The sequence below is a fragment of the Psychrosphaera algicola genome, from assembly GCF_028401425.1.
Lineage (GTDB): Bacteria > Pseudomonadota > Gammaproteobacteria > Enterobacterales > Alteromonadaceae > Psychrosphaera > Psychrosphaera algicola.
The window spans coordinates 450637-467276 of the sequence record NZ_JAQOMS010000002.1; the positions used below are offsets into that span (position 1 = coordinate 450637).

General features: G+C 38.1%; 13 protein-coding genes and 5 pseudogenes. 7 read left to right on the forward strand and 11 right to left on the reverse strand.

Annotated elements, in window-relative coordinates:
• Positions 1–70: 70 nt before the first annotated feature.
• From PN838_RS02385 to PN838_RS02410, 6 genes and pseudogenes are all read left to right on the forward strand, one after another.
• Positions 71–658 (forward strand): VC2046/SO_2500 family protein, encoded by a 588-nt coding sequence (locus tag PN838_RS02385; RefSeq protein ID WP_272179659.1) that lies wholly within the window; start codon positions 71–73, stop codon positions 656–658.
• 210 nt (positions 659–868) lie between these two features.
• Positions 869–1150 (forward strand): hypothetical protein, encoded by a 282-nt coding sequence (locus PN838_RS02390; RefSeq protein ID WP_215962934.1) that lies wholly within the window; start codon positions 869–871, stop codon positions 1148–1150.
• 226 nt (positions 1151–1376) lie between these two features.
• Positions 1377–4480, forward strand: a pseudogene (ydiJ, locus tag PN838_RS26935) (D-2-hydroxyglutarate dehydrogenase YdiJ).
• Complete coding sequence (locus tag PN838_RS02400; protein ID WP_215962936.1) at positions 4480–5139, forward strand: LysE family translocator; 660 nt, start codon at positions 4480–4482, stop codon at positions 5137–5139. Before ydiJ ends, PN838_RS02400 begins: the two are co-directional and overlap by 1 nt.
• Positions 5140–5290: 151 nt before the next feature.
• On the forward strand, positions 5291–5641 hold the full coding sequence (locus tag PN838_RS02405; RefSeq protein ID WP_272179660.1) for a hypothetical protein: 351 nt from the start codon (positions 5291–5293) through the stop codon (positions 5639–5641).
• 14 nt (positions 5642–5655) lie between these two features.
• Positions 5656–5934: a hypothetical protein gene (locus tag PN838_RS02410; RefSeq protein WP_272179661.1), complete on the forward strand. Its 279-nt coding sequence runs from the start codon at positions 5656–5658 to the stop codon at positions 5932–5934.
• 39 nt (positions 5935–5973) lie between these two features.
• On the opposite strand, the gene PN838_RS02415 is transcribed toward PN838_RS02410, so the two are convergent.
• Entirely contained in the window at positions 5974–6681 is a 708-nt protein-coding gene (locus PN838_RS02415; RefSeq protein WP_272179662.1) for a DUF2884 family protein, read from the reverse strand.
• A gap of 391 nt (positions 6682–7072) precedes the next feature.
• Between PN838_RS02415 and glnS the strand changes: the two are divergent.
• A pseudogene (gene glnS / locus PN838_RS02420) lies at positions 7073–8743 on the forward strand (glutamine--tRNA ligase).
• Between the two features lie 96 nt (positions 8744–8839).
• Here the strand turns inward: glnS and ttcA are convergent.
• The 10 genes and pseudogenes from ttcA to PN838_RS02470 form a co-directional block, all read right to left on the reverse strand.
• Positions 8840–9748, reverse strand: coding sequence for a tRNA 2-thiocytidine(32) synthetase TtcA (gene ttcA / locus PN838_RS02425; RefSeq protein WP_215962940.1), 909 nt, complete (start codon positions 9746–9748; stop codon positions 8840–8842).
• 106 nt (positions 9749–9854) lie between these two features.
• The gene (gene uspE, locus PN838_RS02430) at positions 9855–10769 is read right to left on the reverse strand and encodes a universal stress protein UspE (protein WP_272179663.1); all 915 of its coding nucleotides are present in this window, start codon (positions 10767–10769) and stop codon (positions 9855–9857) included.
• A gap of 77 nt (positions 10770–10846) precedes the next feature.
• Positions 10847–11550, reverse strand: a pseudogene (fnr, locus tag PN838_RS02435) (fumarate/nitrate reduction transcriptional regulator Fnr).
• Positions 11551–11566: 16 nt separating this feature from the next.
• Positions 11567–12273, reverse strand: a pseudogene (locus PN838_RS26940) (sulfite exporter TauE/SafE family protein).
• Positions 12233–12402, reverse strand: a pseudogene (gene ccoS / locus PN838_RS02445) (cbb3-type cytochrome oxidase assembly protein CcoS). Before ccoS ends, PN838_RS26940 begins: the two co-directional pseudogenes overlap by 41 nt.
• A gap of 4 nt (positions 12403–12406) precedes the next feature.
• A complete protein-coding gene (locus tag PN838_RS02450; protein WP_334313470.1) occupies positions 12407–14113 on the reverse strand; it encodes a heavy metal translocating P-type ATPase in 1707 nt (568 codons plus the stop codon).
• A gap of 10 nt (positions 14114–14123) precedes the next feature.
• Entirely contained in the window at positions 14124–14843 is a 720-nt protein-coding gene (locus PN838_RS02455) for a heavy metal translocating P-type ATPase metal-binding domain-containing protein (RefSeq protein WP_272179665.1), read from the reverse strand.
• A gap of 6 nt (positions 14844–14849) precedes the next feature.
• Entirely contained in the window at positions 14850–15323 is a 474-nt protein-coding gene (locus PN838_RS02460; RefSeq protein ID WP_272179666.1) for a FixH family protein, read from the reverse strand.
• Between the two features lie 168 nt (positions 15324–15491).
• Positions 15492–16460, reverse strand: coding sequence for a cytochrome-c oxidase, cbb3-type subunit III (gene ccoP / locus PN838_RS02465; protein WP_272179667.1), 969 nt, complete (start codon positions 16458–16460; stop codon positions 15492–15494).
• An 8-nt stretch (positions 16461–16468) separates the two neighbouring features.
• Entirely contained in the window at positions 16469–16636 is a 168-nt protein-coding gene (locus tag PN838_RS02470) for a CcoQ/FixQ family Cbb3-type cytochrome c oxidase assembly chaperone (protein WP_215962948.1), read from the reverse strand.
• Positions 16637–16640: the final 4 nt, after the last annotated feature.

Sequence of the window (16640 nt, forward strand, 5' to 3'; positions counted from 1 at the left end):
TAAATAATTTATTAAAGTTATTGGTTTAACCGTCGATAAAACGCTCAATAGCATAATAAAAAGTTGTAATATGCACACCCAACCGTCCTTAAACACTAAATTCGAACAAACTGCTGATGTGATCCGCGAGTCGTCTTTTCGCGCTGAACTTACTCAAGCGGTTACCGATAACGATAAAGCATTTTATAATTTGCTTATGTCTATGGTGAGTACTGACGCGACCGACTTAGATCAATTTCATCAATACAAAACCACACCTGTAGAAACATCGAACGACTTAAATAAGAAATTTAATGTGGCACACTTTGAATCGGTAGGGCAATTTGATGTTGAAACTGAATTAAAGTGCAATGGATTTGCAAATAGTGGCAACATATCTTCAATCAATTTAGCGCAGTCTCTCGCTCGACAACCCTTAGTTGCAAAGTCAGATAACAACTTGCCTGATGAGGTGATTGCAAATTTAGACTACAACATTAAGTTAAAATATTTAGCTCAACAGAAACTAAATCGAGATACTGAAACTAATTCAATTCTTGATGAAACCAAGGTTACGCCAAAACTTGATGTAGAAACATGGTTTAATACGTTAAACCAAGCACGTGCAATGGAAAATATTCGATTTAATAATAGCAACCGCCTTTCTCTTTCAGCTTAGCTTCTACGCAGACATACTGTTCAGTGGATTGTTCTCCTTCTACTTAATACAATGCCCATAAACACACATGTCGAAATACTTCTTAACCGTATTTAGTGCTTTTATTTCCAAAGAGGTAAGAATACGCTCGCAGTTTTTATCAAAGCCAAGTAAGTTAGCGTTTCAATATTAATAACTCAGTTGATAACTTACTGACTAAGCGGGTATTACATGCATATCGACAAGGCTAAAAAACGAATTAGCAAACACCTAAAGTCTGGTTTTAAGGGCTATCCACAGATCACGTTAGAATATTTTGGACAAACTGCAGCGTGTGCAAACGAAGTCGCTGTTCAATTTATCTTTGAGGAAGGTGCCGATGTTCAAGTTGAACGGTTCACGTGCGAAGAAGATGCAAGAGAAAGCGAACTAATCCAATCAACCATAGTTAAAATTATCGAACGTACTGATGTAAAAACAGTATTAGAGATTGAAGGTGTGACGATTCTATAATACAGAGGTTAACCGCACGTAATGTTTATCAATGACAGACGCCGCTAAAGGGCTGGTTCGGTCGGTAATAACCTTGTTTTTAACACTAAAAATGCTTATAAGCGTTAGTATTTTTAGACCGGTAAACAATCATCGTTGCATTTGATAGTACTTATTCTAATTTGGTAATTTCAATTTCAATTTAAAACGATATAATTCAATTCAAATCCAACAATTTGTCTTGCATATGATCCGCCGTATTACTGAACAAGAAACGCTTTCTCCGATTGTTTTCAACTTTTGTCGTCAATTGTCGCAACTCAACGTGTCTACCGACGCCACGCAGGCCGCCGACAACAAAATATCCATCACTACACCATTTTCCGGTGATATCGATACTACGTATGCTACGCGCGTTACATTGGCCTCTGATAATAGTATTTATCAAGAGTTACCACAGGCTGCCTTGTTTCCTAAAAACGAAAATGATTTATTGCTCATTACACAATTAGCCAACGACAAGCAATTTAGTGCCATTAAGTTTTCTCCACGAGGTGGCGGTACCGGCACAAACGGGCAGTCCTTAACCGAGCATGTCATCGTAGATATGTCTCGGTATATGCGTGAAATCATCGAAATTAACCTTGATGAAAAATGGGTCCGTGTTCAATCAGGAGTTATTAAAGATCAACTTAATGATTATCTAAGACCATATGGCTATTTCTTCGCCCCGGATTTATCTACATCTAACCGCGCAACAATTGGTGGCATGGTTAATACAGATGCATCTGGGCAGGGCTCTTTAGTGTACGGAAAAACCAGCGACCACGTACTAGCATTAGAATCAGTCACAATTTCTGGACACAAGCTTTCGACTAAACCTTTACCGGTAACCGAAGTCAAAACCATAATTGAAGAAAAGTCGCCATTAAGTCCGCTCTATCTTCAAGTATTTAAAACAGGTTACGAGCATAGAGAAGAAATCCTTAACGTTTTTCCACGTTTAAACCGGTTTTTAACAGGTTACGATTTAGAACATGTTTTTAACGACGACATGACCAGTTTTGACTTATCTCGAGTACTTACAGGCTCAGAGGGTACACTGGCATTTGTGACAGAAGCAAAGCTGAACATTACCCCAATCGCCAAATTTAAAACATTGATAAATGTTAAGTACGACAGTTTTGACTCTGCATTACGTAACTCACCATTTTTAGTAGAAGCACATGCAACCTCGGTAGAAACTATAGACTCAAAAGTATTAGGTTTGGCCAAACAAGATGTCGTATGGGATACCGTGTCTGACCTCATTCAATCGGTGCTTATGGTAAAGTGATGGACGGCTTAAACATTGTTGAGTTTAATGATGAAGTTGCTGAGTCGCAGCAAATCAAAGTTGAGAGTTTATGTGCTCGATTAGACCAACTCATCAGTTCTGAACAAGCCGGGGTTATTGGTTATCAAGTCATCAACGACTTAGGCGCAATACAACGTATTTATGGAATGCGTAAAAAGGCCGTAGGCTTGCTAGGTAATACCAACGGTAATAAAAAGCCAATCGCATTTGCAGAAGATACAGCAGTGCCACCAGAAAATTTAGCCGATTATATCGCAGAATTTCGTCAGTTATTAGACAGTTACAAATTAGACTACGGTATGTTTGGCCATGTCGACGCCGGTGTATTACACGTACGACCGGCTTTAGACTTAACCGATCCAGAACAAGAAACCTTACTGCGTACGATTTCCGATAAGGTCGTCGCATTAACTGCAAAATACGGTGGTTTAATGTGGGGTGAACATGGTAAAGGCTATCGTAGTGAATATGGCCCTGCATTTTTTGGCGAAAAGTTATTCGCTGAAGTTCAAAAAATTAAAGCGCAGTTTGACCCACAAAACAGACTGAACCCGGGTAAAATTTGTACACCATACAAATCGACAGACAAGATGGTTTCGGTTGATGCGGTAAAACGCGCTTCATTTGATAAACAAATTCCAATTGAAATAAAAACAGAGTTTGAAACCACCGTTAATTGCAATGGTAATGGGCAATGTTTTAACTACGATACATCATCGCCAATGTGTCCTTCTTATAAAGCGAGCAACGACCGTCGTTACTCACCAAAAGGACGAGCTTCATTAATGCGTGAATGGCTCAGATTACAAGGCAATACGTTTAGTGCTGATAATCGGGAAATGTATCGCACTGGTTTTACGCAGCTTTTAACATTCCCATATAAGGTATTTAGAACCGCTGGTGCAAAACTCGGCAACTACGACTTTAACCATGAAGTTAAAGCTAGCATGGACGAATGTTTAGCATGTAAAGCCTGTACAACAGCCTGTCCAATTAAAGTTGATGTGCCCACGTTCCGAACTAAATTTATCGAAGCGTATTATTCACGATACCTAAGACCAATTAGCGATCATCTTGTGGCTAACGTAGAAGGGTTATTACCTTTACTTAGTAGAACGCCATCTGTTGGCAACCTAATTATGCACAATCCTATTAGCGCTTGGGTAACGCGTAACCTTGTTGGGTATGTTGATGCGCCTAAGTTTGGCGACAATTTAAGAAAAGCGATTGCCAATGAAAATTGGTATTCACCTGAACGGGTAAATGCGCTTAGCGAACAACAAAAACAACGTGCTGTTTTTATCGTTCAAGACCCATTTACCAGTGCTTATGAAAGTAGCTTAGTTGTTGATACTGTTTCAGTCCTAACAAAACTTGGATATTTGCCAATTGTTTTACCTTTTTATGCCAATGGTAAACCAGCCCACGTTAAAGGGTTTGTTTCTAAATTTGCACGTATCGCGGCTAAAGCCACAACGTTTTTTAATAAAGTTGCACAGCACAACATACCGATGATTGGTCTAGATGCTTCTTTAGTATTTGCCTATCGTGATGAATACGTAAAAGCACTCGGTAAAGACGCGGTAAAATTTGATGTCATGGTACTAAGCGAATGGTTAAAGGACGTCGATGTGGAAGTTGAGGTAACACCAAGCCTGCAAAGTCAAGCCACCTACACGTTATTAGCGCATTGTACAGAAAAGTCGATAATCAATGGAGTTGAAAAACATTGGGTGAGTATTTTTAACAAAGTTGGCCTCAACCTTAATATTAGAAACACGGGGTGTTGTGGTATGGCAGGAACATTTGGGCATGAAAAACAACATCAAGAAACGTCAAAAACAATTTATAACTTAAGTTGGAAACATGCAGTTGCGCAGGAGAAGCCAGAACTTATTTTGGCGACAGGATTCTCTTGTCGAAGCCAAGTTAAACGTCTCGATGGTGTCGAACTAAGTCATCCAATTCAAATGTTAGATAAAGTGTTAAGTTAATGGACAGTTCTAGTCTTTTAATAGAGTTTTTAACGATTGCAACAGCCCACTTTTTTGCAGTTGCCAGTCCAGGACCAGACTTTGCAATCGTGTTAAAACATTCTATTAACTATGGTAAACGGATAGCGATTATCACCAGTCTTGGTGTTGGTACTGCGATATTCATTCATGTAGCGTATGCACTAATGGGCATTGGGCTTATTATCAGTTCAACACCTTGGTTGTATGATCTTCTAATTCTTTTTGCGTCAGGTTTTTTGTTGTACTTGGGTTTTGGTGCTATTCGTTCATCTAAAAATGTTAAAACAAACGAGCAGGTAATTGACAATAACGTTGTAGAAATTAGTGGAAAAAGGGCGTTTTACTTAGGTTTTCTAACAAACGGCCTTAATCCGAAAGCAACCATATTTTTTCTCTCGTTGTTTACCGTTGTCGTCAGCGCTGAAACACCATTAATTATTAAAGGGTTATATGGCGTTTATCTCGCATTAGCAACAACCGCGTGGTTTTGTTTTTTATCACTAATATTAACTCGACCAAAAGTTCGTGAATTTTTTAACGGACATGCCTATATTTTTGACAGAGTAATGGGGTGGGTATTGATCTTATTAGCCGTTAAAATTACCTACAGTGAAATAATCACAAAATATCTATTCTAAATTAATAAGATAGATATTTGGCTGAGATGTTGGCACCACTATTGTATGATTTTTATGCAATAGTGAACTTACCCGCCAAACTGCAACGAAGTGAGACAACAAACTTATTTATTACGTTGTTTATGTCTTGGCTAAGGTTTTAGGCAACCCCATGGCAAATCAAGCAGTGTTACTCAATTACCATTACGATATGGTAAAAGCAAAGTCTCATAGCGCAGGACATCTATCAGTCCCGTTAACTAATATAACTTCTTTTACAGATGTCCTGTTAGCGCAAAGCACATCTTTAAGTCAACTTGAAACGTTAACAAAATTATTGTCTATTGCATTATTTAACGATCTTAACGCCTATGTGGACGTAAAAACACGACTGGATCAATTGACAGAATTAGATGGTTTGTATTTAGTTAACCGCTACCAACATCATATTAAACCAGTCATATTCGTTACAACGGAACTCACCGATTTTGTATTTAAAAACTTCATAACAAAGCCAACTTAGTAAATGTAACTGCGATGTTTAATCAAACAGTAGATACCATACCTACTGACAAGACCTGTACGAAACGAAAAACACCTAACCTCACCTTTATATGCAAATCTAACAGCTTCCCTGAAATTGACTTTAACAAACGTGTGTCGTTAGATTGCTACTTAGAGCATAACCAATTGTCAGTTGTCGTAAACAAGCTGCATTATATTGATTTTGAAGTTGTTAACTTACGAAAAATAGAAGACTTGTTAATAACAAGTCTTCTAGCTGATGCGGGTAAATTAAATGATCATAAACGATGAGTAACGCTCCTCGTTTATTTATATCGTAGGACAAGCTATTTAGCGGTCTTCGTAATCGTCATTTTCATTAATTTTGATTAAATCAAAGTTAGCAAATTTACTATTTGACGCCGTTAATTCATCTTCCATTTTATCGACCAGTTTTAATTTTTCACAAAACTTGTTGGCCTTTATTTCAATTTCATCCGCTCGTGATTCTATTTCTTGTTCAATACGGTCATCTAGATTATCTAAATCGCTAAAAGACGATTCTCCATTTGCAATAGAGTTACCAATATTAGAGATAAGGCCACCAATTAAGCTAGGGATCATATCTTCCATTAACTCTTCCACAGATTCGTCTATACCACTGCCGTCAATCTGATGATTAAATTCGCCATTAGAAAACGAATAATGGCTGTCTTCACTTTCATACTTATCTTTTATCTTTGTCTTTATTTCATCAAATTTACTGCTTAATTTAGAATTTTCAGGCATTTGGCCAAACGCCGCTTGTATACCTTGAAACGCTATATCAACGGCTTCGATTGCAATTTCACCAATGTCTGGAATGGCCGCACGCAACGACGCTGCATATTCTGTTACAAGTTTTTGCTGTTTGCTGTCTAATTCGATTAAATCGCCTCTGACAAACACCATTTTATCGTCATAGATGTCGATAAGAGTTTCATCTTCATTTTTGATAAGAATATGCTTTGGCGTAATTGTTAGCGCGTTGTTTAATTCAAGATCACAATGATTATCCATAGATACATTGGCAGCTTGAGAATAGGGTGAGACAAAAGAGTTGCTGCGACAAGTGTCGTTAGGGCCAATAGTTTCATAATGTTTCCTTTAATAAAAAATGGTGCAATTTAGTGATTGTCGCAAACGATAACATTAACGCGACATATTTAGTTTAATAATGACTTTAAAGGCAATCTTAATGCCAACTAAAAAACACATTAAATACAATAAGATAAAAATATTCAGTGATTTACAATAAACAAAAAACGTAGATGAGTTGGTGATTTTTGTCAAAAACTGGTTAATTTTGTTAAGTGCTTAAAATATCAGCTAATGAACTATTTACACTTGGCATACTTAATACCAGCAGTGGTATACTCTTGGCAATTATTTAGTTAAAAAGGCACTATCAATGGCAGAGATGCAAGCTCGTCCGACGAACTTTATCAGAAATATAATTGATGCAGATTTAGAAGCAGGAAAACATCAAACAACTCATACCCGTTTTCCGCCAGAACCAAACGGTTATTTGCACATCGGGCATGCAAAATCTATTGTGCTTAATTTCGGTATTGCAAAAGATTATAACGGTTTTTGTAACTTGCGATTTGATGATACAAATCCTGAAAAAGAAGACATTGACTACGTAAACGCAATAAAAAAGACGTTAACTGGTTAGGCTATCAGTGGCACGATGAAGTCCGCTATTCTTCTAATTATTTTGACCAGCTTTTTGGTTTTGCAGAAGAACTCATCTCCAAAGGCCTCGCGTATGTAGAGTTTTCTAATCAAGAAGAAATTCGCTCAATGCGAGGTACGCTTACATCATCAAGGTAAAAACAGCCCATATCGCGACGTATCCATTGAGGAAAACCTCAAACATTTTCATGATATGCGCGATGGGAAATACAAAGAAGGTGAGTGCTGCTTACGAGCTAAAATAGATATGTCGAGCAGCTTCATGTGTATGCGTGATCCTGTTATTTATCGTATTCGATATGCTAATCATCACCAAACTGGCGACAAATGGTGCATTTACCCAATGTACGATTTTACTCACTGTATTTCTGATGCGATTGAAAACATTACGCATTCTTTATGTACGCTAGAATTCCAAGATAATCGTCGTCTTTACGACTGGGTTTTGGATAATATCACTATAGAGTCGCGCCCACATCAATATGAGTTTTCAAGACTAAACCTTGAATACACGATGATGAGTAAACGTAAGCTAAATACGTTAGTAACAGAAAATTACGTGAGTGGCTGGGATGATCCTAGAATGCCAACTATTGCGGGTTTACGTCGTAGAGGGTATACGGCAGCAGCTATCCAAGAGTTTTGCCAACGTATTGGTGTGACTAAGATGGAAAACACGGTCGAAATGGGCATGTTAGAAGCCTGTATCCGAGATGACCTAAATGAAAATGCACCTCGCGCAATGGCTGTTTTAGATCCGATAAAAGTGGTTATCGAAAACTACCCAACTGACAGTGTTGAATGGTTAGACGCACCAAATCATCCCAACAACGAAGACATGGGCAGTCGTAAATTGCCATTTACTCGTGAAGTATTTATTGAACGCGAAGATTTTCGTGAGGAAGCCAACAAAAAATACAAACGTCTAGTCATTGGTAAGGAAGTTCGTTTACGTAATGCTTATTTCGTCAAAGCAGAACGCTGTGATAAAGATGAAAACGGCGAAATCACGACAATTTATTGTACTTATGACGATACTACGTTAGGTAAGTTGCCTGCGGATGGCCGCAAGGCTAAAGGCGTTATCCATTGGGTGTCAGCGAGCGAAGGTGTTCCAGCCGAAATTCGAGATTATGACCGTCTATTTACCGTTCCAAATCCAGCGGCTGCAGAATCAATTGATGAGATCTTAAATCCAGACTCATTAATTATCCGCAACGGATTTATTGAACCAAGTTTACTTGAAAGCCAAGCTCAGCAAGCATTCCAGTTTGAACGATTAGGTTATTTCTGTAACGATGGAACTAAGAATGAAGCCGGAAATTTAGTATTTAACAAGACTGTTGGTTTACGTGATTCTTGGGCTAAAATTGAGCCCAAATAAATACTACTTTATTGCCTGATAAGGTTTATCTTCAGCGATGCGATAACGGTTGCAAATAGATCAAAAAGCCACTTTACAGTGGCTTTTTTATTGTCTTTAACTTAATTCAACAAATTGAGTGACTGTGCTGTCATCATCGATCACATCGTCGTCAATTACAAACGAAGGAATTTCAGGTGCATCAAACGCAATATCACCTTCATCTACTTCCTGACTTAAGGTTTTAAAATCATATAATTCGTTGTCAGCAAGGTGACTTGGAACAACATTTTGCAATGCTTTAAACATACTTTCAATGCGGCCCGGGAATTGTTTGTCCCAACTGTTTAACATCTCTTTGATGTTTTGTCTCTGCAGGTTTTCTTGTGAGCCACAAAGATTACATGGAATGATAGGGAATTGTTTAGCGTCGGCAAAACGTTGAATGTCTTTCTCTTTTGCGTACGCAAGCGGACGAATGACAACATGTTCTTTATTATCACTTTTTAACTTTGGCGGCATAGATTTTAATTTACCACCGTGAAACATGTTCAAAAACATAGTTTCTAAAATATCGTCTCGGTGATGACCCAACGCAATTTTAGTTGCGCCAAGCTCCTTTGCAGTCCTATATAAAATCCCACGTCTTAGACGAGAACATAAAGAACAGGTTGTTTTACCTTCTGGTATTTTATCCATCACGATTGAATAAGTGTCTTCAGTGACAATTTTGTATTCAATGCCAAGTTCTTCTAAGTAGTTAGGTAAAACTTGGGCAGGAAAACCAGGCTGCTTCTGATCTAAGTTAACTGCGATTAGTTCAAATTGAATGGGTGCAGAACGTTGCAGGCTCATCAAGATATCCAACATAGCATAGCTATCCTTGCCACCTGATAAACAAACCATAACGCGATCGCCGTGTTCGATCATATTAAAATCTGCAATTGCCTTACCGACATCTCTACGCAAACGTTTTTGCAGTTTGTTAAAGTTGTATTTTTCTTTTGCTTGAACTGAAGTCGCCATAATTACCCTCAAAAACTAAGGCGCGCATTATATATTTTGTATCAGCAAAGATAAATTGATTATTGGTCAACACAACGCAAACTTACTTATAGTGGTTTAACACTACTTACAAAGCCGGGGGTTTTAATGCTAATAAATCGCAATCGATATTATCGATAACATGTTCCGCTGTATTGCCAATCAATGCGGCGCTTAAGCCACTTCGACCTACTGTACCGATGACAACAAGCTCAGCGTCTATTTGTTCACTTATCTTAGGTATAACATCTTCAGGCATACCTTCTTCGCAATAGACGTTTTCCATTGGTACACCATGTTGCTTAGCAAATTTTTTGACTGCCGCGTTATGATGCTCCTGCATTGAATTTTGGTATTCAATAACATCAAATTCTGGTATTTCTACTGCAATATTCATAGGGGTAGGTGGGAAAGCATTAACTAAATTGACTTCAGCGTTTAGCAAGTCACTCATATAATGGGCATGTTCAACAATAGATTCGTTGAGCTTCATATGATCGATGTCGTCAGTACCTGCGTTGATAGCACCTAATATTTGACCGTGGTCAGGCCATTGATGTTCTTTGACTAACAATACACTACAGGGGCACTTACGTAGTAGATGCCAATCAGTTGGCGTAAAGATCACTGATTTTAAAATATCATGTTCGTGAGTGGCTTTAACTACTAGGTCAAAATCACCCTCTATTACGGTTCTAATAATGCTTTCATAAGGGCGGTTGTGCCAGACAACGATGATATCAATTAGACTGCTCGTGCCCTGTGCTTCGATTACCAATTGGTTTAACCAATCTTTCCGATCTTGAATAACCGCATTTCTCATTGACTCGCGTTCTGTTGGCGACAACATAGTTGTCATTTCATAGGAAAAATCATAAATTGTGAGGAAGAGCGTCACATTACAATTTGAAACGCATGACGCTAACTGCAGAGCTCGGGAAAGTGCTTTTTGGTTATCTTCTGCTGGATCGATAACAACTAATAATTTGCTAAATTGACTCATATGAAATTCACCTTAATGATTTTCTTACTTTAATTGTAGTCAATAATGCAAAAGCTTCTAATTATTTTAAGAGTTTTTTAAAGTTGATTCAAATTGTCAAAATCAATTATTTCAATTAATTTGCCATCCACTTTTATCATCATCTGTTTTTGAAACTTACTAAAGATACGAGATACAGTCTCAACGGTTAACCCTAGATAATTGCCAATGTCAGCGCGAGTCATAGACAAACGGAATGACTGTTTGGATAGATTTCGTTGGCTAAATCGATTAGCCATATCCACAATAAATCGAGCGACACGTTCTTCTGCTGTACGTTTATTTAGTTGCATAAACATCGATTGATCATGGCTAATTTCATTACTCATCAAGCGGTTCACTTGTTGACGCAATTTGGGCATCTGGTTCGACAAATCATCCATTAATGTAAATGGGATCTCACAAACCATAGAAGTCTCTAATGCCGTGCTAAAGGTTTGATGCGTCCGCTCTGCAAGGGCGTCAAAGCCAATGACATCCCCAGGTAAATGAAAAGCAGTAACTTGTGATACACCTTGCTTGTCAATTAAGTACGACTTGAAACTTCCTGATCTGACGGCAAAAAGACTTGTAAATTTTGCGCCTGCTTCAAATAACACATCACCTTTATGGAACGGTTTTTGCGATCAATAGCATTGTCTAATGTATTGAGTTCATCATCGTTTAATGAAAACGGTATGCATAACTGGCTTAGATTGCAGTTAGCACAACTTATCGAAAAAGTATTACAAGGAGTTTGCATTGCGTTATCACGACTTTTAAACATTCAATGCGTTTAGTTTATAAAAAGCGTTACTAATTTGATATAGCCCAGCGAAAGTAATTATTAAACCCAATATGATTTTAGTGTAGCTATGGCTAAAAATACGAGAGAGGTGATTAGAAAAAACAGTCATACCGACGACGGTAGGTAAAGTAGCCAATCCAAATATTGTCATTACTGAAAAAGCCGTTATTGGGCTCGGACTGACAATTGCTAAGCTCAGTGCTGTATAAACAAGACCACAGGGTAAGAAGCCCCACAATAAACCATAGGCTAAACATTTGGGAATCGTGTCAATTGGCATCAGTTTTTCTTTAGCGGCGCTAACCAAATGTCGATAAACGTACCAAGTTTTTCTAACTTTGTGACGATATTACTAATATTAGCTATATGCAATCCGATACCGACTATTAATACACCGGATAACATTGATAGATAAAATACCGTACCTGAACTTGCGACAACGATCGACTGTGTTAATAGGTTAGCAAGTAGCCCAATAAGACCGTACCCAAATACACGACCGAGGCTAACAAATAACGCATATAGCCAAAAAGTTTTCTGTTTTGGGATTGAAAATCCAAGAGCAACAGATAATGAACCACACATAGTTAAACAATGAACTGAGCCGGTTAGACCCATTATTAACGCAGTTATGACTTCATTCATTGTCTTTAGGTTTTGTCGTGTTGTCGTCTTCATCCATTAGAATGGACAAACCATGTTTTTCAATGTCGTCGAATTGCTCGTTTTTTGTTGCCCAAAAAATGCAATTACACCGATGATTAAAAATATCAGAGCAACCGGTATTAGGTAGTAAATTACTTGCAACGTTTTAATCCCGTAATAGTTTTAGTGAATTCGATACGACCAATATTGAACTTGCCGACATACCGAGCACTGCAATATAAGGTGGCACCAATCCTAACATGGCCACTGGTAAAATAATCATATTGTAAATTAAAGACCAATACAGGTTATTACGGATTGTCTGTTTTGTTTCTAATGCCGCTGTTAAAAGCGTTTCAACAGCCGTTAATTTATTGTTAAGTACTATGATATCAGCAGAGTGTTTAGTCATGTCTGCACCACTAGACATTGCAATGGATACATTAGACGCCCCAAAAACGGGTGCGTCGTTAATTCCATCCCCGATCATCAAAATATTATTGCCCTCTGACTGCAATGACACAATCTTATCCGCTTTTGATTTAGGATCACACCCTGTATAGATATGATCAAAGTTAAGCTTTTTGCCGATCACATTACCAGATTCAGATGGGTCACCGGTAACTAACAAGGTAGTTAACCCTTTTTGTTTTAGGTTACTTATTGTTATTTCACTATCTGGTTTTAGGTTATCCGTAACACTAAACTGTGCGCATAACCTATTGTCATAACTAACCAATACATTTTGCACTGTACGGTTTTTTGGCAAATGTAAAGTCGACCCGATAAACTCCGGAGTCCCTATTTTTAAGGTCTTTTCATTATAAGTTGCCGAAATACCTTGGCCAATATGACTTACAATGTCCGTTAAGTTTATTGTGCCAATATCACGATTGAGAATACCTAAGTTTTCGGTGGTAAACGCTTTAGCAATAGGGTGTTCAGAATGACATTGTAATAAGTAAACCGCAGCCGCTAATTCTGTCGTAAATTCTGAGGATAATTCTGTACCATTTGCGTTTATTTCAAATCGGCCTGTTGTTAATGTACCTGTTTTATCAAAAGCAACATGGGTTATTTCTGTCAATTGTTCAAATGCTAATGCATCTTTAACTAAGATACCCTTACGATTTAACTTACTTAAAATACAGGTATAGGCCGTTGGTGTTGCTAAACTTAACGCACAGGGGCAGGTAGCAACTAAAACCGATAAACTTATCCATATAGCGTCGTCTGGACTTACATTCAACCAAATCAAATAAGTAATAAATGCAATTATTAGTTGTCCAATAACAAAATAGTGAGCAATTTTGTCGGCAAATTGACTTAATTTAGGACGGTGTTTGGTAAATTCTTCCTGTAACTGACCAATCTTAGCTAATGTTGTATTAGACCCTAACGCCGTAATTTCTACTTTAATATTGCCATCGTTGTTAATACTGCCGGCCAACACAGGATCACCAAAATGTTTAAATATTGGAGAAAATTCACCAGTTAAAACAGATTCATTGACTGTTGTTTCGCCATTAACTATTTTACCGTCCACGGCAAACTGTTCACCAGGTTTTACTACTATGGTGTCTCCAATATTTAATTTTTGAATTAATACCGTTGTTATCTGACCGTTTTCAAATCGATTGGCAAAAATAGGGAGCGATTTATTTAGATTTGCATTGGACAATATTGCTCGACTTTTTGCTTTAAACTCTAGGTATTTTCCAATGAGTAACAACAAGGTAAACATCGAAATACTTTCGAAATATACCTCCCCACGATTACCATCAAAACCATATTTTAATAGCTGAAAAAAGCTAATAAAAAAGCACCGTAAATAGCGACCGCGACGGAAACATCCATAGATAAGTGGCGAGATTTAACCGCGGTTATTGCCCCCTTAAGAACGGCAACGCTGAATAGAATACAACTGGGATGCATAGCGCAAAACTGATCCATTTAAAGTAACTTGTTTGGTGCGACTCCATTGTCGAAAAGGCGCCAAAATACATAGCAAAAGCGAGCATCATGACTTGCATGGTGAACAACCCAGCAACGCCTAATCGTTTAATGTATTGTTTTTCCTGACGTTTGATGTTTTTTTCAGCATCAGTGACCGAAAATGGTGTGCTTGCGTAGCCAATAGATTTAAGTTTTGAAAGGAGTTGCGAAAGGTGGATTATATTTTGGTCCCATTCAATTGTCGCTCGCTCGCTAATCGTGTTTACATTAACTTTGATTATGCCATCAAGTGGCGATAATGAATGTTCAATTAACCAAGCACATGCGGCACAGTGAATATTGTCGACACTTAACGTGATCCGTTTTGTCGTCTCTTGGAGGTTCTCACAAATTAAATCAAGATATTCAGCCTGATTATAAACTTCAAAATCACTACTATCAGAAGTATCGGGTTTATTGCCAAGTTCAGTTCGGTACTGGTAATAAACACTTAGACCACTTTGATAAATGTGCTCACTAACCGCTTTACACCCATTACAACATACTTGCTGTTGTTCGGTATTAAGCTGGGCGAATAGGGGGCTTTCACCTGCCGGAATCGATTCACCACAATGAAAACACGCAGTTTTTTTGTCATTACCAGTCAATTAGTTTTATTTAATTAGTATTGTATTGCTGTTTGGAAGAGCGATTTCTTTTCGAAGTTTCCAGCTGCCATCCATAGGTTCGATGAACACTTGCCATTTACCTGAAATATCATGTTCAACCGGTGCAGTAAGTTGTCCCTTAGCGTTTGGTGTCGCAATGAAATCTAGGTCGCGATATTTTAACGTAGAGTGAACTAGCTTAATTTTAACCGCGGGAAGGTTATAAGGATTTTCCAGTGTAATCTTTTGGTCGGTAATGACCGTAGACATTTCAATGCCCAATGCTTCCGCTTGTTTGTATAATTTAAGTTCTAAATTAATGGCCTTACCTTTTTTGTAGTAGTCATCTACAACCATATCTGGTTGGTTCATGCTTGTAATGATCACTGTAGCAATACCACCGATTACCGCCGTCATCGGTAAAGTTATAACCAACCATACGTACGGGTTTTTATACCAAATATCTTGTTTTAAATTCATTAAAATTTCCTAATTGGGGAGTACGAACCTAACAGATGTTTTACTAAAATCTAGTTAGAACATAGTTAGAATTGCAATAATACGTTTAATTTAGAAAGACATTAATGTGGGGAATGTACTTCTGAATTAATAGTAAAAAAAGCCTCCGAAGAGGCTTTTTCTGAAGTCCTACTGATTAGGGTGGGACTTCCTATATATATAAGCAGAGATAACGTGTACTTTATCCGCGCCTAAAATGTCTTTCCATGCTGGCATAACACCATTACGACCACTTCGAATAGACTCTTCAACTGCACGACGTGAACCGCCATACAACCAAACGTTATCCGTAAGGTTAGGTGCACCAAACGACAGACCGTGAGCAACTGAACCACGACCATCTTGACCGTGACATGCCGCACACATGACAAACTTAGCTTTACCTGCTTCTGCTAACTTATCGTTAACTTTACGACCAGCAAGCTTTAGAACGTATTCAGTCATTTCCTGAACACCTTGCTCACCTAGTGACGCTTCCCAAGCTGGCATCGCACCAACTCGACCATGCATCAAAGTCGCTTTAATTGTTTCAGGAGCTCCACCATACAACCAATCACTGTCAGTTAAGTTAGGGAAACCACGTGAACCACGGGCATCAGAACCATGACAAAGCGCACAGTTTTGTAAGTACAAACGTTGACCAACTTTAAACGCGTCGTCGTTGTATGCTAATTCCAAAATTGGCGTATCTGCCATTGCTTTGAAGATAGGACCGTAAAGTTCTTCTGCAACAACTTCTTCTTGGTTTAATTGAACAAGTAAGCCTTCGTCTTTTGCTATTTGTGCCAGCTTTTTAGACTCAGCCATAGTCACTATACCTTGGTTCGAGCTTTTCCAACCCAAAGCACCTTCATAGTTTCCTAAACTAGGAAATAAGAAGAGGTAACCAATTGACCAAACAAGAATGAAATAGAACATATACGTCCACCACTTTGGTAGAGGGTTGTTCATTTCCTCGATGCCGTCAAACTCGTGCCCCATAGACTCGCCTTCGCCTACGTGGGTGTAGTTCTTTAAGTTAATGGTAATTATCCAAAAGCAAAGAACTAATGAAGTAACAGTGAGTATTATTACCCACCAATGCCAAAACTCAGTCATGACCATTTTTATGACTCCTTACTATTTTTCTTATCTTCAACGTCGTCTTCAAGAATAGAACTGGCGATGTCGTCAAATTTATTCTTACGTTTTTTACCGTAAGCCCAGTAAACGATAAGCAAAAATAAAACTAATAAAATTAATGTGTAAATGCCTCTATAAGTACCGTAATCCATAGTC